This is a genomic window from Streptomyces sp. NPDC100445 (assembly GCF_044759735.1).
In the GTDB taxonomy this organism is placed as follows: domain Bacteria; phylum Actinomycetota; class Actinomycetes; order Streptomycetales; family Streptomycetaceae; genus Streptomyces.
Map to the genome: position 1 here is coordinate 366,722 of NZ_JBIVZV010000006.1, position 22,943 is coordinate 389,664.

19 protein-coding genes and 1 pseudogene are annotated in these 22,943 nt (G+C 73.9%); 7 read left to right on the top strand and 13 right to left on the bottom strand.

Annotated features, from left to right (window positions below):
• The first annotated feature begins 42 nt into the window (after window positions 1–42).
• The gene (locus tag ACIQVT_RS17970; RefSeq protein ID WP_403753922.1) at window positions 43–972 is read left to right on the top strand and encodes a GNAT family N-acetyltransferase; all 930 of its coding nucleotides are present in this window, start codon (window positions 43–45) and stop codon (window positions 970–972) included.
• A complete protein-coding gene (locus ACIQVT_RS17975; protein ID WP_403753925.1) occupies window positions 953–1,456 on the top strand; it encodes a DUF402 domain-containing protein in 504 nt (167 codons plus the stop codon). The genes ACIQVT_RS17970 and ACIQVT_RS17975 overlap by 20 nt, the downstream gene beginning before the upstream one ends.
• Window positions 1,457–1,467: 11 nt before the next feature.
• Here the strand turns inward: ACIQVT_RS17975 and ACIQVT_RS17980 are convergent, their stop codons facing one another.
• Complete coding sequence (locus tag ACIQVT_RS17980) at window positions 1,468–2,088, bottom strand: class I SAM-dependent methyltransferase (protein ID WP_403753928.1); 621 nt, start codon at window positions 2,086–2,088, stop codon at window positions 1,468–1,470.
• Between the two features lie 138 nt (window positions 2,089–2,226).
• On the opposite strand from ACIQVT_RS17980, the gene ACIQVT_RS17985 reads away from it, so the two are divergent.
• Complete coding sequence (locus ACIQVT_RS17985; protein ID WP_403753931.1) at window positions 2,227–2,361, top strand: hypothetical protein; 135 nt, start codon at window positions 2,227–2,229, stop codon at window positions 2,359–2,361.
• Between the two features lie 226 nt (window positions 2,362–2,587).
• On the opposite strand, the gene ACIQVT_RS17990 is transcribed toward ACIQVT_RS17985, so the two are convergent.
• The 9 genes and pseudogenes from ACIQVT_RS17990 to ACIQVT_RS18030 all read right to left on the bottom strand — a co-directional run bounded on the left by ACIQVT_RS17990 (window position 2,588) and on the right by ACIQVT_RS18030 (window position 14,533).
• A complete protein-coding gene (locus ACIQVT_RS17990) occupies window positions 2,588–3,469 on the bottom strand; it encodes an esterase/lipase family protein (protein ID WP_403753934.1) in 882 nt (293 codons plus the stop codon).
• Window positions 3,470–3,624: 155 nt separating this feature from the next.
• Window positions 3,625–4,599 (bottom strand): DNA polymerase thumb domain-containing protein, encoded by a 975-nt coding sequence (locus ACIQVT_RS17995; protein ID WP_403753938.1) that lies wholly within the window; start codon window positions 4,597–4,599, stop codon window positions 3,625–3,627.
• Window positions 4,596–8,105, bottom strand: coding sequence for a DNA polymerase III subunit alpha (locus ACIQVT_RS18000; protein ID WP_403753941.1), 3,510 nt, complete (start codon window positions 8,103–8,105; stop codon window positions 4,596–4,598). Before ACIQVT_RS18000 ends, ACIQVT_RS17995 begins: the two co-directional genes overlap by 4 nt.
• Window positions 8,106–8,346: 241 nt before the next feature.
• Window positions 8,347–9,246: a S1 family peptidase gene (locus ACIQVT_RS18005; protein WP_403753944.1), complete on the bottom strand. Its 900-nt coding sequence runs from the start codon at window positions 9,244–9,246 to the stop codon at window positions 8,347–8,349.
• Between the two features lie 222 nt (window positions 9,247–9,468).
• Window positions 9,469–10,251: a DUF1684 domain-containing protein gene (locus ACIQVT_RS18010; RefSeq protein WP_403753947.1), complete on the bottom strand. Its 783-nt coding sequence runs from the start codon at window positions 10,249–10,251 to the stop codon at window positions 9,469–9,471.
• Window positions 10,248–10,841: pseudogene (locus ACIQVT_RS18015) on the bottom strand (LLM class flavin-dependent oxidoreductase); the annotation flags it as partial. The gene ACIQVT_RS18010 and the pseudogene ACIQVT_RS18015, both read right to left, overlap by 4 nt.
• A gap of 287 nt (window positions 10,842–11,128) precedes the next feature.
• Window positions 11,129–11,890 (bottom strand): amino acid ABC transporter ATP-binding protein, encoded by a 762-nt coding sequence (locus ACIQVT_RS18020; RefSeq protein ID WP_403753950.1) that lies wholly within the window; start codon window positions 11,888–11,890, stop codon window positions 11,129–11,131.
• Between the two features lie 31 nt (window positions 11,891–11,921).
• Window positions 11,922–13,679, bottom strand: a complete 1,758-nt coding sequence (locus ACIQVT_RS18025; RefSeq protein ID WP_403753953.1) for an FAD/NAD(P)-binding protein — start codon at window positions 13,677–13,679, stop codon at window positions 11,922–11,924.
• Window positions 13,676–14,533 carry an amino acid ABC transporter permease gene (locus ACIQVT_RS18030; protein ID WP_403753956.1) on the bottom strand — a complete coding sequence of 286 codons (858 nt, stop codon included), beginning with the start codon at window positions 14,531–14,533 and terminating at the stop codon, window positions 13,676–13,678. Before ACIQVT_RS18030 ends, ACIQVT_RS18025 begins: the two co-directional genes overlap by 4 nt.
• Window positions 14,534–14,975: 442 nt before the next feature.
• Between ACIQVT_RS18030 and ACIQVT_RS18035 the strand changes: the two genes are divergently transcribed.
• Together ACIQVT_RS18035 and ACIQVT_RS18040 are read left to right on the top strand one after the other, a co-directional pair.
• Window positions 14,976–15,923: an ABC transporter substrate-binding protein gene (locus tag ACIQVT_RS18035; RefSeq protein ID WP_403753959.1), complete on the top strand. Its 948-nt coding sequence runs from the start codon at window positions 14,976–14,978 to the stop codon at window positions 15,921–15,923.
• Between the two features lie 441 nt (window positions 15,924–16,364).
• Window positions 16,365–16,802 carry a cell division protein SepF gene (locus tag ACIQVT_RS18040; protein WP_403753962.1) on the top strand — a complete coding sequence of 146 codons (438 nt, stop codon included), beginning with the start codon at window positions 16,365–16,367 and terminating at the stop codon, window positions 16,800–16,802.
• A 35-nt stretch (window positions 16,803–16,837) separates the two neighbouring features.
• Here ACIQVT_RS18040 and ACIQVT_RS18045 read toward each other — a convergent pair whose 3' ends face one another.
• On the bottom strand, window positions 16,838–18,028 hold the full coding sequence (locus ACIQVT_RS18045) for an acyl-CoA dehydrogenase family protein (RefSeq protein ID WP_403753965.1): 1,191 nt from the start codon (window positions 18,026–18,028) through the stop codon (window positions 16,838–16,840).
• Window positions 18,029–18,137: 109 nt separating this feature from the next.
• Complete coding sequence (locus ACIQVT_RS18050) at window positions 18,138–19,763, bottom strand: MFS transporter (RefSeq protein ID WP_403753968.1); 1,626 nt, start codon at window positions 19,761–19,763, stop codon at window positions 18,138–18,140.
• Window positions 19,764–20,022: 259 nt separating this feature from the next.
• On the opposite strand from ACIQVT_RS18050, the gene ACIQVT_RS18055 reads away from it, so the two are divergent.
• Together ACIQVT_RS18055 and ACIQVT_RS18060 are read left to right on the top strand one after the other, a co-directional pair.
• On the top strand, window positions 20,023–21,342 hold the full coding sequence (locus ACIQVT_RS18055; protein WP_403753971.1) for a hypothetical protein: 1,320 nt from the start codon (window positions 20,023–20,025) through the stop codon (window positions 21,340–21,342).
• A gap of 236 nt (window positions 21,343–21,578) precedes the next feature.
• Window positions 21,579–22,601, top strand: a complete 1,023-nt coding sequence (locus ACIQVT_RS18060; RefSeq protein ID WP_403753974.1) for a phosphatase PAP2 family protein — start codon at window positions 21,579–21,581, stop codon at window positions 22,599–22,601.
• Between the two features lie 119 nt (window positions 22,602–22,720).
• Here the strand turns inward: ACIQVT_RS18060 and ACIQVT_RS18065 are convergent, their stop codons facing one another.
• Complete coding sequence (locus ACIQVT_RS18065) at window positions 22,721–22,936, bottom strand: I78 family peptidase inhibitor (protein ID WP_403753976.1); 216 nt, start codon at window positions 22,934–22,936, stop codon at window positions 22,721–22,723.
• Window positions 22,937–22,943: the final 7 nt, after the last annotated feature.

Here is a 22,943-nt window from a genome sequence, read left to right on the forward strand (position 1 = left end):
TGGAGAGGCGCCCCGACACCCGCGCCCCGTACGTTCCTCCCCATGACCCTGCTCGTGCGCCCTCTTCGCCCCGGCGTCCCGGCCGACGCCGAGGGCTTCGCCCGTGTCCGTCGCCTCGCCCTCCCCTACCTGCTGTGCACCCCGGAGTCGGTGCGCCACGCGGCCGCCCGGACCCATCCCGGCGCCCGCTACCGTCCGCTCGTCGCGGAGGAGGACGGCGAGGTGATCGGCACGGCGCAGGTGTACCTGGCCCACGACAGCCCCGAACCGGGCCGGGGTTGCCTGAACATCCACGTCCGCCCGGACCGTACCGGGCGCGGCGCCGGCCGGCTGCTGGCACGGGCCGCCGAGGAGTACCTGACGGACCTGGGCGCGACCCGGTTGCTCACCTGGGTGCTGGACGAGCCGGCCTGCCGGGTCTTCGCCGAGCGGCGCGGCTACCGGCCGGGCCGCTCCTCCCACTTCCTCCGGCTGGACCTCACGCACGACCGCCTCCCCCCGGAGCCGCCGGTCACGCCCGGCGTCGAACTGCGCACGGCCGCCGACTTCGCGGACGACCCCCGGCCGCTGTTCGAGCTGGACGCGGAGACCGTGCGGGACGAACCGGGTGACGTGACCGCCGAGTTCACGGACTACGACGCCTGGGTCGAGGAGACCTGGAACCATCCGCTGCTGGACCGGGAGCTGACCACGGTCGCCTGCGTGGACGGCCGGCCGGCCGCCTTCACCGCGGCCCGCACCGACGGCGCCACCCGCTACGACACGGCCATGACCGGTACCGCCCGCGCCCACCGCGGCCGGGGCCTGGCCAAGCTGACCAAGAGCCGTTCCCTGCGGCTGGCCCGCGCCGCCGGTCTCACCGAGGCCTTCACGGGCAACGACACCGGGAACGCGGCCATGCTCGCCGTCAACACCTGGCTGGGCTACGAGAGGTGCGCGTCGGAGGTGCGTCATGTCCGCGAACTGGGCTGATCCCGGGAAGTGGTTGGACGTCGTCCTGGTCAAGGGGGGCCGGACGAAGATCCGTTACCCGGCGGAGCTGCTCGGGGACGACGGCACCCGGATCGTCGTGCGCGCCCGCTGGGCGGGTGCGGCGGTGCGGGACTTCGGGTTCGTGCGCTTCGAGCCGGGCGACGTGTTCACCGAGTACTACTGGCGGGACCGCTGGTACGCCGTGAAGGAGGTCCGCGGCGCGGACGGCGCCCTCAAGGGCTGGTACTGCGACATCACCCGCCCCGCCGTCCTGTCCGGCGCCGAACTGGTCGTCGAGGACCTCGACCTGGACCTGTGGCGCTCCGCGGACGGACGCGACGTACGGCGGCTGGACGAGGACGAGTTCGCGGACAGCGGGCTGGCGGAGACGGACCCGCGGGCCGCGTCCGCCGCGGTGGCGGCACTGGACACCCTGGCGGCGCTGGCGGCCCGGGACGGCGGGTTCGCCCGGCTGCTGGCCTGATCCGCGCGGTGTCACACCGTCGCCACCACGGTGTACCGCTCGTCGGTGACGGTCTTCCCCCACAGCAGCGGGTCGCCGGACAGCCGCTCCAGGCGCACCTCGCGGGCGAGCGGGCGGAGCAGCGCGGTGAGCCGCTCGGCCGGTATGCCGACCGGGGCGACGGTCCCCCACACGCCCTCGGTCAGCACGAACCGGCCGCCGGGCCGCAGCAGGTCCCGCCAGTGCCGCAGGACGCCGGCGGGGTCCGGCAGCGCCCACAGCACGTGCCGTACGAGGACGGCGTCGAAGCGGCGGGCGGCGACCGGCGGGCGCGCGGCGTCCCCGCACAGGATCCGCGCATCGTGCCCGGCGAGCTTGGCGCGGGCCCGCACGGCCATCGCGGGCGACCGGTCGACGCCGGTCACGCGGTGGCCCCGCTCGGCGGCGAGGAGTGACAGGCTGCCGGTGCCGCAGCCGAGGTCGAGGACGTCGGCGGGCGGCTCGGGCAGCCAGGACCGCAGGCGGGCCGCCCAGGCGGCGCGCACGGCGGGGTCGCGCAGGCCGTGGTCGGGTTCGTCGTCGAAGGCCGCGGCGCGCGCGTCCCGGTCGACGTCCGGGGCGGCGGTGGCCGGGTGTCGCTCGCTGCTCGTCATGCCCGGAGGGTGACACATGCCACTGACAGCGCGGGCGTGACAGCGGCCACTGACATCCCGGTACCGATGAGGAACTCTCCCGGAAAGCGTCTATCTCCGTGACAACGCGGAACCCGGTAGGCACTGGAGGAGGCAGCCATGCGCCGCGTGACCGTGCACAAGCCCGTGAAGAGGACGGACAGCCGCCGGGTCGTCGAGGAGGCGGAGGAGCGGCCCGCGGGACGTCCCGAGGTGCGTAAGGACGTCGCGCGCACCTGGTGGCCCGAGAGCTGACGACGCGGCGCCCCCGGCAGCGCCGGCCGACCGCCTCAGCCCTGCCTGAGCCGCGCCTTAAGCGCACCATAAGGATCTTCGCCGGCCGCCCGCCGCGGCCGTTCCCGGGGTTTCCTGGAGACGGCTCCCGGCCCCCGCCCGCTTCGGTGGGGGGCCGGTCGGCCACGTCCCGCGGCACCGTCCGGGGCCCGTCCGGCGGCTCAGGCCGGACCGGCCCCGGCGGCCGTCAGCTGAACACCGAGGCGCAGGTGGTGCCGGTGGCGTGGGCCGGGTCGAGCGCGTTGGCCACCTCGTGGAAGGCGATCCGGTCGAGCAGGCCGATCGTGACGTGCTCGGAGAGGTCGAGCGGGCACAGGTCCTGGAGCAGGATGTTGTGGACGTCCGGGCCGGTCAGGTACTGGCTGCGCCAGGGGGTGACGACCTCGTCCTGCCGGGTGGCGATGACCGTGTAGTGCACCCCGGGTACGGTGTCGCCGCCCGCGTTGAGCCTGTTCAGGAACGCGGAGCCGACCATCTGGTCGGCGAGGCCGGGCGTGGTGGCCCGGAGCAGGTCCTCGGCTCCGGGGAAGTACGGCAGCAGCCGGGTGAGGCCGCTGAGGTCGGTACCGTGGTTGTCGGGAGCGATGCCGACGAGCGCGTTCACCTTGTCCGCGCCGCCCAGGAACCGCAGGTAGTAGCGGGGCATCATGCCGCCCTGCGAGTGACCGACCAGGTCGGCCTTGGCGGCGCCGGTCGCGGCGAGCACCCGGTCGACGAAGGCGGCCAGCTGCCCGGCGGACTCGTCGATCGGGCCGAGGCCGTGGAACAGGGGGACGCCGGGGAGCTGTCCGTAGTCCAGGGAGTAGACGCAGTATCCGCGGCTCTTCAGGTAGGGGGCGAGGGAGAGCCAGTTGTCGACCGAGTTGCCGAGGGTGCCGTGGACGAGGACCACGGGGCGGGGGTGGGCGGCGGAGGGCCGGCACGCGTAGTCGTTCCAGCCCGCGCTCGGGGCGGCGGTCTCCGAGGCGCGGGCGGTGGTGGCGTGGGCGGTGGTGGCGGGTACGGCGGCGACGGCGGCGGTCAGGAGGAGGGCGGCGAGGGGTCTGAGCGCTCGCTTCCAGGGCAGCATCGGGGGATCTCCTTGCGGCTCAAGGGAGGTGCACGGCCTCAACCTGTGATCCGGATCACTGGATGCTGTTCATTCGTCAAGTTACGGGCGGGTAGCGGACGTGTGAAGTTACGCGTCGGTAAAAACTTCCGGCGGTGACCCGCCGCGGGACGGGGTCAGGCGGCCAGCCGTCCCGGCATCACCGCCCGCGGCCCGAACTTCGCCCGCGCGCGGTCCGCGACCTCCTCGATACGGCGGACCTTCTCGTCCATGGGGTCGAAGGTGAGCTGGTGGGAGGCGTTCTCGGCGGCCCCCAGGTCCTCCGCGCGCAGGGCGATCGCGCGGACCCTGGCCCGCTGGAGGCCCAGGGAGTCGTACAGGGCACAGGCCGTCCTCGTCAGCGCGGCCGAGTGCGCGGTCGGCTCCGCGAGGGTACGGCTGCGGGTGGTGGCGCTGCGGTCGGCGTAGCGCACGGTGAGGGTCAGGGTGCGGCAGACCTTCTTCACGGCGCGCAGCCGGGCGCCCAGTTCCTCGGCCGCCGAGAGCAGGGCGCGGCGGTGGTGACCGGGGTCCAGCTCGTCCCGTGGGAAGGGGCGTTCGGTGGCCAGGGAGCGGGAGACGGCGTTCGGGACGACCCGGCCGCGGTCGACGCCGGCCGCCCGCTCCCGCAGTTCCCGGCCCGCCCTGGCACCGATCAGGCGCTGGAGCGTGGACAGTGGCGCGGCGGCGACCCGGCCCAGGGTGTCCAGGCCGTACTCGTCCAGGGTGCGGGCGGTCGCGGTGCCGACGCCGGGCAGCGCGGACACCGGGCGGCCGGCGAGGAACCCGGCGACGCCGTCGGGGTCCTCGGGCGCCGCGCAGGTCACCCCCGGCCGGGCGTCGCCCAGCGCCACGCGGGCCAGCATCGGGCCCGGCCCGGCGCCGATCACGCAGTCGACGCCGTACCGGGCGAGGGCGCGCACCCGGATCACCGAGGCCAGTTCCACCGCGCCGCGCCCGAAATACCGCTCGGCGCCGCGCAGGTCGGCCAGCGCCCCGTCCGGGGGCAGCGCCTCCACGACCGGCGTGAACTCCTCCAGCAGACCGAGCAGTTCCGGCAGGGCCGCCTCGTACATCGGCGGCAGCTGGAAACGTACGCAGAGGATGGTCATCCCGCACTCCCCGGACTCCGGTGCCACAGTTTCCTTCCCACCGCGGGCCCTTCGCCCGCGGGACGCAGATCGGCCCAGGGGTGCATCTCGTACCCCGTGGGCAGGCGGATCCGCCGCCGGTCCATCGCGTCCTGGGCCGCGGAACCCGCCGGGGCCGGCAGCCCGTCCGAGCCGGCGAGCCGCCGGCGCGCCGGACCGTCCGCGTCCGTGCCGGGACCGGGATCGCCACCGGCGCCGGCGCCGGTGGCGGCCAGCCGGGCGGCGACCCCCTCGAGTCCCTCCTCGTGGCGCACGTCCACCAGTTCGGCCAGGTTCCAGACGGCGGACCCCACCACGCTCAGGCTGCGCGGGCCGCGCCGCTGCACCACCCCGCGCACCAGCAGCAGCCAGGAGTGGAAGACGGTGTGGGCGCACGTGTCGTGGGAGTCGTCGAAGAACGCGAGGTCGACCAGTCCCGTGCCGTCGTCCAGCGTGGAGAAGATGACCCGCTTGCCGGAGCGGATCGGCGGGGTCTGGGTGGCCGCCTTGGCGCCCGCGACCAGCACGGTCTCGCCGTGCCGCGCCTCGCGCAGCCGGCGCGCGGAGACCACGCCCAGCTCGTCGAGGAACTCCCGGTGGTCGTCCATCAGGTTGCGGGAGGCGTCCAGGGACAGCACACCCAGCTCGGCGCTGAGCCGCTCGGCCGGTGTCAGGTCGGGCAGGCCGGCCGGCGCGGTCCTCCTGCCGCCCGCGAGCGGGAGCTGGCCGCCGCCCCCGCCCCGGGCGCCCCGGTGCAGTTCGGTGAGGTGCAGCTGGAGGTCGCGCCGGTTGGCGCCGAAGGCGTCCAGCGCGCCCACCTGGGCGAGCCGTGCCGCCAGCGGTCTGCTGGGCCGGGCCCGTTCCCAGAAGTCCAGCAGGGAGGCGTAGGGCTGGCCGTCCTCGATCCGCTTCGCCTCGGCCTCGCTGATGCCGTGCACGTCGCACAGGGCGAGGCGCAGCCCCCACACCGTCGGGCATTCGGACACCAGTTCGATCCGATGGGCGGCCCCGGAGACGTTCACGTCGAGCGGCAGGACCGACACCCCGCGCCGCCGCGCGTCCGCCAGCAGCAGCCGCTTCGGATACATCCCGGGGTCGTGCGTGAGCAGCCCCGCGTAGAAGGCGGCCGGGTGGTGCGCCTTCAGCCAGGCCGACTGGTAGGTGGGTACGGCGAAGGCGACCGCGTGCGCCTTGCAGAAGCCGTACGACCCGAAGGCCTCGACGGTTCCCCAGGTCTGCTGAATCGTTTCTGCGCTGTACCCTCTGGCCGCCGCCCGCTCGGCGAACCACACCTTGATCCGCCCCTGCGTCTCCGGTTCGGACAGTCCGCGCCGCATCCGGTCGGCCTCGCCCCGGCCGCAGCCGGTCATGACGGCGATGATGTCGATCACCTGCTCGTGGAAGACGACGACCCCGTACGTCCCCTCCAGCGCCTCCGCCAGGTCCGGGTGCGGACAGCGCACCGGCGCCCGCCCGTGCCGCGCCTCGATGAACGGCCGCACCATGTCGGCGGCGACCGGGCCGGGCCGGAACAGGGAGATGTCGACCACCAGGTCGTGGAAGGTGGCGGGCTGTAGCCGCCCCACCAGGTCCCGCTGCCCCGGCGACTCGATCTGGAAGCACCCCAGGGTCTCGGTGGACCGGATCAGCCGGTACGTCTCCGGATCGTCCGGCGGCACCGCCTCCAGGTCGATCCGCTCCCCGCCCACCCGCTCCACCTCGGCGACCGCGTGCGCCATCGCCGACTGCATCCTGACCCCCAGCACGTCCAGCTTGAGCAGCCCGAGGTCCTCCACGTCCTCCTTGTCGAACTGCGACATGGGCAGCCCCTCGCCGCTGGTCGGCACCACCGGCGTGCGGGCGAGCAGGGAGGCGTCGGACAGGAGCACCCCGCACGGGTGCATGGCGATCCCGCGCGGCAGGGCGTCGAGGGCCTCCACCAGCTCCCACAGCCTGCCGAACCTCTCCCGCTCCCCCGCCAGCCGCCGCAGTTCGGGCAGCTCCGCCAGGGCGGCCCGCGCGTCCCGGGCCCGGATGTGCGGGAACGACTTGGCGATCCGGTCGATCTCGGCCGGGTCCATGGACAGCGCGGCCCCCACGTCCCGGATCGCGTGCCGGACCCGGTAGGTCTCCGGCATGGAGACGGTCGCGACCCGTTCCGCGCCGAACCGGCCGATGATCGCCCGGTAGACCTCCAGCCGGCGCGCGGACTCCACGTCGATGTCGATGTCGGGCAGCACGACGCGCTCCCGGGACAGGAAGCGCTCCATCAGCAGCCCGTGCCCGACCGGGTCGGCGTGCGCGATCCCGAGCAGGTGGTTGACGAGCGACCCGGCGCCGGAACCCCGCGCGGCCACCCGGATGCCCATCTCCCGCACGTCGTCGACCACCTGGGCGACCGTCAGGAAGTAGGAGGCGAAGCCGTGGTGGGCGATGATGTCCAGCTCGTGGTGCATCCGCTCCCAGTACGCGCGCCGGCCGCCGTAGCCGAGGCGCAGCATCCCCGCCGCCGCCCGCGAGGCGAGCGTCCGCTGCGCGGTGCGCAGGCCGGCGCCGACGAGGTGCGGCTCGGGGAAGTGGACGGTGCCGATGCCGAGGCCGTCCTCGGGGTCGACCCGGCACTCGGCGGCCGTGGCCCGGGTCTGCTCCAGCAGCCGGCGGGCGGTGTCCGGGCGGTATCCGGCGGCCTCCACGACCCGCTCGGCGACCCGCAGCATGGCCTGCTCGTCCTTCAGCCAGGCCTCGCCGGAGTCCAGCTCGCCCCGGGGGTCGACCGGCACCAGCCGGCGCGCGGCGTCCAGCACGTCGGCGACCGGTCCCTGGCCGGGGTCGGCGTAGCGGACGGCGTTGCTGAGCACCGGCCGGATCCCCTGCTCGGCGGCGAAGCCGACGGTCCGTGCGGCGAGCCGCAGGGAACCGGTTCCCGTGCCGGTACGGCCGTGCCAGACGGCCTCCAGCCGCAGCGCGTCGCCGTAGACCTCCCGCCAGGGGGCCAGCAGCGCCGCCGCCCGGTCGGGCCGCCCGGCGGCCAGCGCGCGTCCCACGTCCGAGTCCGGTCCGAGCAGCACCACCAGGCCGTCGTCCCCCTGGTGCGCGGACCGGGGCAGCAGCGGGGTGCCCCCGCCGGCGTGCGCCCGGGTGACGAGCCGGCACAGACCGGCCCAGCCACGGGCGCCGTCCCGGGCGAGGAAGGTCACCCGGGGTGCCGACTCGTCCACGAAGGCGCCGCCGCGCACCGGGGCCCGCCGCCGGTCGGGCCGCTCGTCCCGGCCCGTCTCCACCGCGAGGTCCACCCCGAACAGCGGGCGGACGCCCGCGCCGGCGCAGGCCTTGGCGAAGCGCACCGTGCCGGCGAGGGTGTCGCGGTCGGTCAGGGCGAGGGTGTCCATGCCCCGCTCGGCGGCACGCTCGGCCAGCCGCTCCGGGTGGGACGCCCCGTACCGCAGGGAGAACCCGGAGGCGGTGCGCAGATGCGCGAAACCCGGCACGCACACCTCCCGCACTCGTGAGCCCCGAACGGCTCTCGAACATCTGTTCCTACTCCTTCACCCCACCATACCTCCATTCTCGAACATGCGTACGACAGCCGGTCGGGCCCCTCCCACCTGCGCAAACGCCCGATCCGGCCGCGCCGCGCGGACATGACACGGCCGGTCCGGGGCACGGCGGAGCCCCCGCTCGCGCGCGTCGGCGGGGGCTCGTGTCACCGGAAGGAAGGGCCGGGGAGGATCAGGGCAGGGTGACCCCGTAGTAGCTCAGCGCCTCGGTGACCGGCTGGAAGAAGGTCGTCCCGCCGGAGGAGCAGTCGCCGCTGCCGCCGGAGGTCAGACCGTAGGCCACGCTGCCCCCGTAGAGGGGGCCGCCGCTGTCGCCGCCCTCGGCGCAGACGGTGGTCTGGATCAGCCCGGAGACGACGTCGCCGCTGCCGTAGTTGACCGTGGCGTTCAGCGCCGTCACCCGGCCGCTGTGGGTGCCGGTGGTGGAGCCGCGCCGGTAGACGGTCGTCCCCACGGACGGGGTGGCCGCGCTGCTGATGGTCTGGCTGCCCACCGCGCTCGGGTGCGCCACCGAGGAGTTGGTGTAGCGCACGAGTGCGAAGTCGTTGCCCGGGAAGCTGTAGCCGACGTTGGTGCCCAGCACCGTGGTCTTGCTGGAATTGCTGTACCAGGTGGAGGCGACCTCACCGCAGTGTCCGGCGGTCAGGAAGTAGTACGTGCTGCCGCTGTGCACGTTGAAGCCGAGGGAACAGCGGTAGGAACCGCCGTAGATGGCGTCGCCGCCGGTGATCAGCTTCCTGAAGGTGCCGGGGGTGTGCTTGATGGTGAGCGCGCCCGCCTCGCCGCCGGCCCGCTGCTTGATCCGGGCGATCTCGGCCGGGGACACCGTGCTGTCGACGGTGACGACGACGCGGTGGGTGCTGCTGTCGACCGCCCAGGCCGTACCGGGGACGTCGGCCTGGCGGACGGAGTCGCTCGCACTGGTCAGCTGGGCGGCGCTGAACGTGGGGGAGTCACTGGCGTTGGCGGTGGGGGCCGCGAACGCCGCTGCGGCCAGGAAGCCGGTGGCCACGGCGGTCAGCCGGGTCCGTCTCGTGGCACCGTTGCGGGGGGTGATGCGCTTGATCCTCACTTGTCGTTCCCTCCAAGGGAATTCGGGGGGCCCGCGTGGGGTCGGGGCCCGTGAGGCGCAGCCAGGGAACCGACCGGACGTCAAATACGCATGCCCCTGACAAGCGCTGAGGGGGAGTATTCGGCCGAACGGCCGGTCGGCACAAGGGTGCCTTTCGGCCGTCGCCCCCAAACCACCCGAAAGAATCAAGACGCCCCTGCGCCGCCCCGGTCCGCACCTCGCTCAGCCAGGCCGGCGCTCCCCCGCCGGCACCGCCACGTCCAGCGTGTTCCCGGGGGCCGGGAGGGGGCAGAGGAAGTGGTCGGCGAAGGCGCACGGCGGGAGCTGGGCGCGGTTGAAGTCGGCCGTCGTGCGCCCCTCGGCGTCCGGCGCCCCGGTGAACAGGAAACGGAACCGGAAGCTCGTGTCGCCGCTGGTGGCGTCGGCGAACACCGCCCACAGCCCCCCGTCCGCCTGCCGCGCGACCTTCAGCGTCCGCTCCCGCCCGGCCAGGGTGAAGCGCAGCTCCCCGGCGAGGTCGAACCCGCGCTCCCGGCCGTCCGCGTTGCCGAGCCGTACGGTGCGCGTGGCCTCGTACGGCGTGAACCGGGCCGGCAGCGCCCAGTCCGGGTCGTAGGGGTCCGCCTCGATGCCCGGGAAGGCACGGCGGGCCTCGGCGCCGGGGTCGTAGACGCGCACCCCCCAGACGCCCTCGCGGACCAGGACGACCAGTCGCTTCCCACCCAGCGCGAGCCGCGCCCCGGACTCCGGGCCGGTGTCGGCGGCCAGCCTGACGGTCCCGCCGAGCGGCCGGCCGTCCAGGGTGAGGCCGTCGGCGTCGGCGGCGGTGAGCACCACCCCGTCCTCTTCGGCCACCCAGGTCCCGGGAATGTCCGGAAGTTGCCCTTCCGGATAGTCCTCGATCCAGTACGTCGCGGTCAGCGCGAGCGGCCCGAAGGGCGCCGTCACCGCCGCCACGCGGTTCTCGTGCCACTGCTTCCACGCGTCGGATGCGTCCGTCGTCATGCCGTCGACTCCTCTCCTGTGCGGCCGGCGCCCCCGAGCGGGTGCGGCAGGCCGAGATGGGAGCGCAGGGTGCGCCCCCGGTATCGGGTGCGGAACGCGCCGCGCTCCTGGAGCAGCGGCACGACCAGGTCCACGAACTGAGCCGGCCCGTCGGCCGGGACCTCGGGGACCAGCGCGAAGCCGTCGGTGGTCCCCTCGCGCACGTAGCGGTGCAGTTCGGCGGCGACCTCGGCGGGGGTGCCGACGAAGGACTGACGGCCGCTCACCTCGGCCACGGTCTCCCGGACGGACAGCCCCGTGTCCCGGGACAGCGCCCGCCACCGCTCGGCCAGCCGCAGCCGGTGGCCGTCCCCGGTGGCGGGCGCGGTCGCGGGCAGCGGGCCGTCCGGGTCGTGGCCGGACAGGTCGGTGCCCCAGACCCGTTCCAGCGCGTACAGCGCGTACAGCGGGGTGATCCGCTGCCGCCTGAGGCCGGCCGCCCGCTCCTGCGCCTCGGCGGCGCTGTCCCCGAGGACGACCGTGATCCGGGACATGACCTTCAGGTCCCCCGGCCCACGGCCGTGCGCCGTGAGCCGCCGCTTGACGCCGGCGTACCCGGCACGGGCCGCCTACAGCGGCCGGTGCCGGGTCAGGAGCACGTCGGCCGAGGCCGCGGTCGTCCCCCGGGCCGCCGAGCGCGTCGGCCCCGGGCCGGGCGAAGGAGTCGTCGAGGGTCACGAAGTCCAGCCCGCCGCGCTCGGCGAGCAGGGCCAGTTCGGCCGAGGAGTCGGCGTCGGGGGTGCCGGGCCGGTCCACGGCGGCGGCGAGGTGCAGCAGACCGCTCATGCCGGGCACCCCCGCCGTCCTCGTCCGCCCGCGCCGCCCCCGGCCACCGCGCTCACAGCACCTTCGCCAGGAACGTCCGGGTCCGCTCCTCCCGCGGAGCGCCGAGGACCTCCCCCGGCGGCCCCTGCTCGACGATCCTGCCGTCGGCCATGAACACCACCGTGTCGGCGACCTCCCGGGCGAAGGCGATCTCGTGGGTGACGACGATCATCGTGGTGCCGCCCGCCGCCAGGTCCCGGATGACGTCGAGGACCTCGCCCACCAGTTCGGGATCGAGCGCCGAGGTGGGCTCGTCGAACAGCAGCAGCTTCGGCTCCAGGGCCAGCGCCCGGGCGATGGCGACCCGCTGTTGCTGGCCGCCGGACAGCTGCCGCGGGTAGGCGCCGGCCTTGTCCGCCAGCCCGACCCGCTCCAGCAGCCGGTGCGCGTCCTCCAGCGCCTGCCTCCGGGGCTGCTTCAGCGCGGACACCGGCGCCTCGACGACGTTGTCCACCACGGTGAGGTGCGGGAACAGGTGGAAGTTCTGGAAGACGAACCCGATCCGGGTGCGCCGGCGGAGCACCTCCCGCTCGGGCAGCTCGTACAGCCGGTCCCCGGCGCGCCGGTAGCCCACCAGCGCGCCGTCCACGCTGATCTCGCCCCGGTCCACCTTCTCCAGGTGGTTGATGGTGCGCAGCAGCGTGGACTTGCCGGAGCCGGACGGGCCGAGCACGACGGTGACCTCGCCGGCGCGCACCTGGAGGTCGATGCCCCGGAGCACCTCCAGCGGGCCGAAGCTCTTGTGCACCGACCTGATGTCGACCATGACGGTCATGACGGGTGGGTTCCTTTTCGGGTCGAGGGGTTCAGGCGGCCAGGCGGCCGGCCAGATCGCGCAGGAAGGCCAGGGCCGCCCGGGCGGTGGCGTCGTTCTGCCGGAACGCGGGTCCGCCGGTGCGCGGGCGGGTGAAGGCGCCGGGGGTACGGGTGTCGGTGTACGGGCCGAGCGCGAAGCGCCGCGGGTGCGGGCGCCCGGCGCCGTCGAGGACCCGGCCGTCGCGGGGGTCGACCCGGAGCAGCCCGCCGGGGGTGGAGGCGGCGCCGTCGGCGTGCAGTTCGCGCAGCAGTCCGTCCCGGGCCCGTCCGACGGTGGGCTCGGGCAGCCGGGCCTCGACCAGCGCCCGGGCCGTCACGGAGAACCCCGGCACCGTGGGGCTCGCCGCCCGGAACACCCCGTCCTCGGCGGTGACGGTCATGCCGGCACCGACGAATCTCAGCAGTCCGGCCCGGGACAGCGCGAGCAGCTGCCGCAGCCGGGGGCCGGGCGGCCCGGACGCCAGGTAGCTGAAGAACCCGTGCCACCAGGGTCCGACGTCCCCGAGCCGTACGAGCTGCCCGTAGACGGAGAGCAGCCCGAGGAAGACACCCAGGTCAGGGCTGTGCGCGGGGTCGTGACGCCGGTCCAGGTCGGCTTCGACGTACTCCCTGAGCCCCGCCTGGAACTCCTCGTGCGAGGCGTATCGGACGCCGTCCAGCGGATGGTCGAGCGCGGCGAGGTCGAGCCGGTCGGCCGGGTCCGGTACGGCCGCGGCGACCAGCGCGCGGATCTCGGCGGGGTCGCCGGCCAGTGCGTACTTCTCCTCGAAGTCGGTCCAGGCCATCGCCGTGCGCCCGGGGTGGGCGGTGAACAGCCGGTGGTAGTGGGCGAAGCCCAGCTCCTTCTCGACCAGCGGCCACACATCGCGCCGGAAGTCGAAGCCGTCGGGCCGGGCCAGCAGTTCCGCCACCTCGGCGGGGCCGAGGAAGCGGGGCAGCGGGGGCCGGTCGCCGGTCCAGTCGTAGCCGATCTTGGAGTGGTAGGGCACGCCGCGCCGCGAGCCGACGTACAGCACCGGCTCCCGCCCGGAGGGGAGGTAGGTGTCCCCCTCGTACCGTCCGCCGCGGCCCTCGGTGAGCAGCACCATCAGGTCGACGAAGGCCAGACCGAACCCGCGGACGAGGACGGGTTCGCCGGGCGCGAGCGAGGACAGGTCGCTGTCGGCGGTGAAGTCGGGCGGCAGGTGCACCAGGCCGTGCTCGCGGGCGTACCGCGCCAGTTCGGCCTGGTCGGCGTCCAGTTCACCGTCCAGGTGGCCGAGGGTGAGGATCACCAGGTCGGCCAGGAGGGGGCGCGGGCGGTCCTCCAGCCACACCTGCTGGCGGCCCTCGCGCGGCCCGCCGACCCGGAGGGCGCGCCGGGGGTGGTGGTACACGGAGACGTCGGCGGGCAGGTCGGCGAGGGCCTGCTCGTAGACCCAGCGCAGGTAGCGGCCCTGGACCCGGCGGTCGGCGAAGACGCGGCCGTCGAGCCGGGCCCACTCGTGCAGGGTGGGGCCCTCGCGCACCGGGCCGTCCATCGCCACCGTCTCGTCGGTGAACATGGTGACGTCCTCGGCGTGGGAGTTCATCCACAGCAGCGGCGACTGCTCCTCGCGCCAGATACGTCCGCCGCCCGGCGGGTGGGGATCGACCAGATGGATGTCGAGGCCCGAACCCCCGTGCAGCGCGGGTGCGTTGGCGGCGATGCGTTCGAGGATGCCGGTCCCCCGCGGCCCGGCTCCGACGATCACCAGCTGCTGTCTCATCGGGCGCTCTCCGTGCCGCGCGCGTAGCGCTTCTCGACGTAGTACTGGCCGACGCCCAGCACCGAGGTGACCACGGCGTACCAGAGGGTGGCGACCATCAGCAGCGGGATCACCTGATAGGTGCGGTGATAGATCAACTGGGCTGAGAACAGGAGGTCGTTGACGGCGATGACACTGACGATCGAGGTGCCCTTGAGGGTGCCGATCAGCATGTTCCCGGCCGGCGGGACGATGGAACGCATCGCCTGCGGCAGCACGATCCGCCACCAGCGCCGCCACCGGCTCAGCCCGAGCGCCTGGGCCGCCTGGATCTGGCCGCGGTCCACGGAGAGGATCCCGCCGCGGACCACCTCGGCGGCGTAGGCGGCCTCGTGCAGGGTGAGACCGACGACGGCGACGGCGACCGGGCTGAGCAGGTCGACGGTCCTCACGCCGAACACCTGCGGGTACAGCGCCCCGATGTTGAACCACAGCAGCAGCTGCACCAGGATCGGGATCGACCGGAACAGCCACACGTAGCCCCAGCTGACCGCGCGCAGCACCGGGTTGGCGGCCAATCGGAACGCGGCGAGCAGGGCGCCGAGGGCGAAGCCGAGGACCATCACCACCGCGGTCAGCCACAGGGTGAGCCACAGCCCGCGCAGGACGGAGTCCGAGGTGAAGTAGTCGGCGACGACGTCCCACTGGAACGCCTTGTTGCGCGCGACCGAGTTGCCGGCCAGTGCGAGCAGGAGGAGGACGGCGACGGCGGCGGCCCACTGCCCGTACCGGCGCTGCGGGACGATCCGCGGGACGTCCGCGGGTCCGGGCAGATCCGGGGCCGTGGGCACTTTGGCGAGGGTGTCGGATGACATGCGAAGGCTCCGTGACGGGCAGAGTCCCCCGCTCGGACGAGGCCGGGAGCGGGGGAGGTTCGTCGGTACGGGGTGGTGCCTTCACACGAAACGCGCCGCGCGGCGCGCTACGGCCGAGCCCCTCAGCAGGGCCGCACCCCGAGGGTACGGGGGCGTTTCCCCACGCTGTCAAGGCTGTCCATACTGTGAGCACCACGTCTCAACTCGGTTGACGCCGAACCGAATGCCTGTTCCACTTGCCCCATGCATCCACAGCAGTGGCTGGTCACCCGCTCCCACATCGACTTCGGTCGCGTGTGGTCCTCCTCCTGTTGAGCTGACCCCCTGCGCGCCCCCGCCCCCAGGGCGGGCGCACCCGCGTTCTCTTGCTTCTCCGCCTTCACACGCGCACCCCTCCCCTCGCGTTGTCGTACACCCTTCGGCTTCAGGAGACCGCTCCCCGATGCGTACGCCCACCTATCGGCATTTCATACCCTTTGTCGGCATCACCTCGGCCGCCCTGCTCCTCACCGCGTGCGGTTCCGGGTCCGGTGACCCGGGCGGCACGGACGCCGCCGGAGTCGCGGCCCGGTCCGTCAAGGTGCCCACCACGGACGTCGTCTCCGCAGAGAAGAAGGACGCGGCCGCGGCGAAGCTGCTGCCGGCGGGCACCACCGGCCTCACCGTGGCGGTCAGTATCGGCGGCACCCCGCCGGGCACCACCTACCTCGCCGACGGCACGACCCTCACCGGCCAGGACGTCGACTTCGCCAAGGCGGTGGCACGGGTACTGGGCATCAGGCTGAAGCTGGAGCAGGCGAGTTTCGAGGCGATCCTGCCGGCTCTGGACAGCGGCAAGTACGACGTCGGCGCGAGCAACTTCGGCGTCACCGACGAGCGGCGCAGGACCATCGACTTCGTCACCTACATCAACGACGGCCAGGGGTTCGCCACCCGCAAGGACAGCAAGCTGTCGAAGATCACGGACCTGAGGCAGCTGTGCGGCCTGAACGTCGCGACCGCCGCCGGCACGACCTTCGAGGCCACGCTGGAGGAGAACGAGCACGTGTGCGCCGACGCGGGCAAGAAGGCCTACCAGGTGCAGACCTACGGGGAGACGAGCGCGATCTGGTCCTCCCTCCAGCAGGGCCGCAGCGACGTCGTGATGTCCACGATCAACGGCCTGCGCTATGCCGTCGCCCACCAGCAGGGCCTGAAGTTCCTCAACGAGTTCCACCGCCTGGACGTCGGCTTCGCGTTCAAGAAGGGCACCCCGCTGGCCCCGGCCTTCCGGGCGGCGGTGAACAAGCTGCTCGCGGACGGCACCTACGACAAGATCCTCAAGAAGTGGGACACGACGGGCTCCGCGATCTCCCGGTCGCGGATCTCCCCGCCGGAACCGAAGAACTAGGAGCGGTCCCGCCCCTCCCCCGCACGCCCAGCCCCCGGCCCCGCCGGGGGCTTCGGCGTGCCCCGGTCCGGGTGGGCGCCTGAGGCTCCGTCAGCGCGGATATGAGCAGCCCGTCATAACGTGTGCCGATCCCGTGCGCCGGTGCGCCGTCGGCGTTCCGCGCACGGGAGGTGCCGGTTTCGCCCGGCCTGTGGTAGGACGTTGGGGTTCACCCATACGCACTGTGCATCACCCGTCCGCCGCGAACGATCATATTTCACTCTCAGTCAGCACCCGTATGAGTCGCGCCCCTTGGGGCACAAGGACTCTCGACGGATCTGCTGTGCACCAGTACCGTCACAAACCCCCCGCGCGGCGTCTATCCACTTGGCGCACCGTCCGCATCATGGATGACCATAGGGATACGGAAAGCAAGAAAGAACGCTGTGAGAGGAGGCGTCCATGGGATCGGTACGCAAGGCGAGTGCGTGGCTCGGCCTCGTCGACGACAACGATGACGAGCGCTACTACGACGACGACTACTCCGAGGGCTCCGAGTCCGGGGACGCCTGGGTCACCGACCCGCGAGTGAAGGTGGCCACGGACCCGGCCGACGAGAAGGACCGCAGGATCGGCACGGTCACCCCGGACAGCTTCCGGGACGCCCGCGCCATCGGCGAGCTGTTCCGGGACGGCGTCCCGGTCATCATGAACCTCACCAACATGGAGCCCGGCGACGCCAAGCGCGTGGTGGACTTCGCGGCGGGGCTCATCTTCGGTCTGCGCGGTTCGATCGACCGCGTCTCCAACCGGGTGTTCCTGCTGACGCCCGCCGACACCGAGATCATCAGCGGTGAGGCGTCCTCGCACCGCTCCGACGGCTTCTTCAACCAGAGCTGAGGCGGGGCCGCTGCCGGCCCCGCCCCCGACGGGGCTCACCGGAAGGCGTCGAGCCCGGTGAGCGCCTTGCCCAGCACGAGCTGGTGCATCTCGACGGTGCCCTCGTAGGTGAGCACCGACTCCAGGTTGGTCGCGTGCCGCATCACGGGATATTCCAGGGAGATCCCGTTGGCACCGAGGATCGTCCGAGCCGTACGGCAGATGTCGATGGCCTCGCGGACGTTGTTGAGCTTGCCGAAGCTGACCTGCTCGGGACGCAGGCGGCCGGCGTCCATCCGCCGCCCCAGATGGTGGGCGAGCAGGATGCCCTTGTGCAGTTCGACCGCCATGTCGGCGAGTTTGGCCTGGGTGAGCTGGAAGCCGCCGATGGGCCGGCCGAACTGCTCCCGCGTCCGGGCGTACTCCACGGCCGCCTCGAAGCTGCTGCGGGCCGCCCCCATGGCGCCCCAGACGATGCCGTAGCGGGCGTGCGAGAGACAGCTGAGCGGTCCGCGCAGTCCGGTCACCCCGGGCAGCACGGCCGAGCCGGGCAGCCGTACGTCGTCGAGGACGAGTTCGCTGGTGACGGAGGCGCGCAGGGACCACTTGTGCCTGATCTCCGGCGCCGAGAAACCGGGGCTGTCGGTGGGTACGACGAACCCGCGGATGCCCTCGTCCGTCCGCGCCCACACGACGGCGACCCCGGCCACGGATCCGTTGGTGATCCACATCTTGCGGCCGTTGAGCACCCAGTCCCCACCGTCCCGCACGGCGTGGGTGCGCATGGCGGCGGGGTCGGAGCCGTGGTCGGGCTCGGTCAGCCCGAAGCAGCCGATCACCTCGCCGGCGGCCATCCGGGGCAGCCACTGCTGCTTCTGCTCATCGCTGCCGAACCGGTGGACGGCGTACATGGCGAGGGAGCCCTGCACGGAGACCAGGGAGCGGATGCCCGAGTCGGCCGCCTCCAGCTCCAGGCAGGCCAGCCCGTACTGCACGGCGCTCGCGCCCGCGCATCCGTAGCCGGTGAGGGACATGCCGAGCGCGCCGATGGCGCCCAGCTCGCGCGCGAGCTCCCGGATCACGGGCAGCTCGCCCTTCTCGTACCAGTCGGCGACGTACGGCAGCACGCGGTCGGCGGCCCAGCCGCGGACGGTGTCCCGGACGGCCAGGTCCTCCGGTTCCAGCAGGTCGTCGATCCCGAGCGGGTCGGCGGGGTCGAACGGGGGCAGCTTCGCGGACGCGGACATGGAACACCCTCCGGAACACGGGAACTGATTAAACTAGCAGCGCTAGTCACGGGTCTCGGGCCGACGTTACGGTGCGGTGTCCCGCACGTCCAGGGCGGCTCAGGGCCGCTCAGGCGGAGATCCGCGGCCGGTCGGACGCCGCCCGGGCCTCCCGCGGCCCCGGCACCCCGGCCGCGGTGCCGTCCGGCTCCTCGCCGCACTGCATGGTGCGCGGCAGCCGCAGGGCCATCAGCGCGCCCAGCAGCAGCAGGCCGGCGCTGACCAGCAGGGTCACGTGCAGCCCGTGCACGAAGGAGTCCCGCGCGGCGCGGCGCAGGGCGGCCCCGGCGGGTCCGCCGAGCCGCCGGGCGACCTCGTAGGCCTCGCCGAGCGAGTGGCCGGCCGCGTCCGACGCGCCCCGCGGCACGCCCGGCACCGACCGCAGGGCCGGTGCGTAGGCCGCGTTCATCACGCTGCCCAGCAGCGCGATTCCGATGCCCGCCCCGAGCTGGTACGACGTCTCGCCGATCGCCGCGGCGCCGCCGGCCCGGTCGGCCGGGGCCTCGCTGAGCATCGACTCGTAGGCGCCGAAGAGCGTGGTCTCCAGGCCGAAGCCGAGGAGCACGAAACCGGTCAGCAGCAGCGGCGGGTCGTCGGTGCCGCCCATCACCGTCAGGGTCAGCACGGCCGCCGCCGTCAGGCAGAAGCCGCAGGAGACCATGCGGCGCGGCCCGAAACGCCGCAGCATGCGCGCGCCCACCAGCCCCGCCGCCATCGCGGCGACGGTCAGCGGCAGCAGCCTGAGCCCGGTCTCCAGCGGTGACAGGCCGAGCACCAGCTGGAGGTACTGGGCGGCGATCAGCTCCAGGCCGACCAGCGCCAGCATGGCCAGCACGATGCAGCCCACCGAGGTGCTGAACGCGGGCCGGCGGAACATGCGCAGGTCCACCAAAGGGTGGGTGAGCCGACGCTGGCGCCGTACGAAGAGGACGAGGAGACCCGCGCCGATGACCAGCGGCAGCGCGGTGAAGGGGCTGGCCACCGCCTCCCCGCCGCCCAGCCGCTGCACGCCGAGGACCACACCGAGGAGGCCGGCCGCCGCGGTCAGGGCGCCGGTCACGTCCCACGGGCCGTCGTGCCCGCCCCGCGACTCGGGCAGCAGGAGCCGGCCCACCGGCAGGCTGACCAGCATCAGCGGGATGTTGACCAGGAAGACCGCGCCCCACCAGAAGTGCTCCAGCAGGAAGCCGCCGAGCAGCGGGCCGACCGCCGCGCCGACCGCCGCCACCGCGCTCCAGACGCCGATGGCGAGGGCCCGCTCCCGCCGGTCGGGGAAGACCTGGCGGAGGATCGACAGGGTGGCGGGCATGATCATGGCGCCGCCGGCGCCGAGCAGCGCGCGGGCCGCGATGAGCATCCCGGCGGTCGCCGAGAACGCGGCCAGGGCCGAGGCCACGCCGAACAGGGCGTAGCCGAGCAGCAGGACGCGTCTGCGGCCGATCCGGTCTCCGAGGGTGCCGAACAGGATCAGCAGCGCGGCGCAGACCAGCGGGTAGACGTCGACGATCCAGAGCAGTTCCACGGCGCCGGGCCGGAGGTCCTCGGTGACGGCGGGTACCGCCACGTGCAGCACGGTCGCGTCGAGGGCGACGAGCAGCAGGCTGGCACAGAGGACGACGAGGACGACCCAGCGGTGGGCATCCGCGCCGGGCGCCCGACGGCGCGGCCCTGCGGCGGCCGTGGTCGTCCCGGACATGTGCGTACCTCCCAGATGATCCCTCGGGCGGGGCGGACAGGCGGGGCGGGGACTCCCTGCCGTACGGCCGGGGAGGAGCGGTGTCCCCGGCCCGCGCGAACCCGTGCGAGTGGCTCGCCAGCGTACGCGAGTCCGCCGCGCGGACACGTGGCGGACATCTCACCCGCGCGGCGGGGCCCGTGTGGCGTGCGCCACGCCCTCCCGGCCGGCCACGGCCCGGCGGTCCGGGCGGTTCCGCCCGCGGTCGATAATCGAGCCCGTGACCGAACTTCCCGCGCCCGCGGCCGCGCCCCCCGCCTCCCTCCCGCGCCGGGCGGTCCCCGCCCTCCTGGGTTACGCGGCGGTGCGCGCCCTGGTGCTGGCCGTGCTGGCGGTGTGGAGCGCCGCGCGCGGCAGGAGCGCGTACACCTTGCTGACCGCGCGCTGGGACTCGCTCTGGTACGCCCGGGTCGCCGGCGGGGGGTACGGCTACGAGGTGCGGCTGCCGAACGGGGACGTCCACTCCGACCTGGCCTTCTTCCCGCTGCTGCCGTGGCTGGAGCGGCTGCTGCACGCGGTCGCCCCGCTGTCGTACGCGGACGCCGGTTTCCTGGTGGGCCTGCTGGCGTCCCTGGCCGCGGCGGCCGGTGTCTTCGCGGTCGCCGACCGGGTGTACGGGGCCCGGGCCGGGGTCTGCGCCGTGTTGCTGTGGGCGGTGCTGCCGGTGGGGGTCGTGCAGTCGATGGCGTACAGCGAGTCGCTGTTCACGGCGCTGGCGGCCTGGTCGCTGTACGCCGTCCTGACCGGGCGGTGGCCGACCGCGGGCACGCTGGCCGCGCTGGCGGGGCTGACCCGGCCGGTGGGGGTGGCGGTGGTCGCCGCGGTGTGGGCGGCGGGCGTGGTCTCGTTCGTGCGAGCGCGCGGCGCGATGCGCGCGCCGGGCGCGTCCGTGGTTCCGCGGGCCCCGGCGCGCACAACCGGCGGACCGGCCGAGCCGCCCGCCCCGGCGCTCTCCCCGCACGCGCCGACGGGCACCCACGCCCCTGCCGCCCCCACCGCCGTACCCGGCACCCCCGGCGCGCCGCCGGCGCCACGCGCCCCCGCCTGGCGCCGCGCGCTCGGCATGCTGATCGCCCCGCTCGGTGCCGCCGGGTACGTCCTCTGGGTCGGGCGGCACACCGGCCGGGGGCCGCTCGGGTACCTGGACGTCCAGGCCGGGTGGCGCAACGGCTTCGACGGCGGCTACGCCTTCGCCCGCTTCGTGGGCGAGAAGTTCACGTCCTTCCCCTCGGCCCTCGCCGGCCTCGGCCTGATCACCGGTGTGGTCCTGCTGATCTGGCTGTACGTCACCGGTGTCCGCGCGCGCCAGCCCGTCGCCCTGCTGGTGTACACGGGGGTCGTCCTCGCCCTCGCCCTCTGCGCGTCGAGCTACTTCGGCTCCAAGCCTCGGCTGCTGATGCCGGCCTTCCCGGTGCTGCTGCCGCTCGCCCTCGCCCTGGCCCGGCTGCGCACCTCCCGGGCGGTGCTGGTGACGTCGGCTCTGGCCGTCGCGGCGGCGGTCTACGGCGCGTTCTGGCTGAACGGCTCCGGCCCGCCGTGACCGGCCGCGTGGCCGATGACGGCCGGGAGAAATCCGCACCAGGATCCGGTTAACGCATTCATAAGCGCCATATAAACAACACCCGGCATGATCAAAGGAATTGACGCGGGTGACCTCCCACGATTGCGGAATCCCTGGAATTCGGGCCGCCCTTGAGAGGTTTGCCACATCACATCGTCATCACAAAGCCGCTGTTTCGACCGGGGACCCAGCTCACTCGCTGTAACGTCGATTGGGTGCGTACCGAACGAAACCTCATCCGGCGTCTGGACCGGGTGTTCACCAGACTGGACCGTGAGTCGGAACGACCGGCTCACATCGATGTGCCGAGGATGAGCCGGCACCGGGTCGTCCTCTTCTCGGCGACCCTGGCCTTCTACCTGGCGATCGTGTGGGCCGTGGTGACCACCTCCTGGCTGGTCCGGCTGGACTGGCAGGTCATGTTCTTCCGGCCGTACCAGCAGTGGCCGCAGATCCACGCCTTCCTCGACTACTACGTGGTGCTGGGCCAGCGCGGCCCCACCGCCGTGATGGTCGCGGCCTGGCTCGGCTGGCGCTCCTGGCGGCAGCACACCCTGCGCCCGCTGCTCACCCTGGCCGCCTCGCTGCTGCTGCTGAACCTCACGGTCGGCGCCGCCAAGCTCGGCATGGGGCGGCTCGGTCCGCACTACGCGACCGTGATCGGGTCCAACGAGATGGGCCTGGGCGGCGATATATTCCCCAGCGGCCACACCGCCAACGCGGTCGTGACCTGGGGAATCCTCGCGTATCTGGCCTCCACCCCGAGAGCGCGCCGCTGGCTGTCGGCCCTCTCCGCCCTCACCTCGCTCGGCGTCGGCCTCACCACCGTCTACCTCGGTACGCACTGGCTGAGCGACGTGCTCCTCGGCTGGGCGGCGGGCCTGCTGATCCTGCTCGCCCTGCCCTGGTGCGAGCCGCTGATCGCCCGGGCCGAGCTGGGGCTCTTCGCCCTGCGCGACCGGCTGCGCGACCGTCGCGGCCTGCCCGCGCCCGAGCCGGCCGTCCCGGTCCGGCCGGCGGCGCTCCGGCCGCGCGGCACGGCGGCGGAGGCGGCGCCGGTCCGCGAGCCGGTGGCCGCCACCCGGGCCTCCCGGGGCCCGGCCCACCTGGCCCCCGGTCCGCACACGGCCCGTTCGGAACGCACCCCGGTCACCCCGGTGGGCAGCCGGCGCCCGCCGCACGCCGACCGTCTCCCCCGCGGTACGTCCCAGCCGGCCCGCCCCCTGACGGGCGGCTGACGGCGGGAACGGCGGCGGGGTCCGGTACGCACGACCACCCCGCGCCACGGCGAGGGCCCCGCTCCCCGACAGGGGGAGCGGGGCCCTCGCCGTGTCCCGCCGGGGCCCGCGGCCCGGGGTCAGCCCTTCCAGGCGCGGGCCACCCGGCCGTCCCGCACCTCGAAGTTGAGCCGGCCCACGCGGTACTCCATGGTGATGACGGCGCCCGGCGGCAGCGACCGTACCGACGGCCAGCCGCGCTCCCGGGCGAGCCGCTCGGCGTGGGCGGCGTCGAGGCCGACGTACCCGTCCGGACTGTCCTGGGGCTCCGCTGACGGAGTGGGAATCGGTGCCATGCCGCCA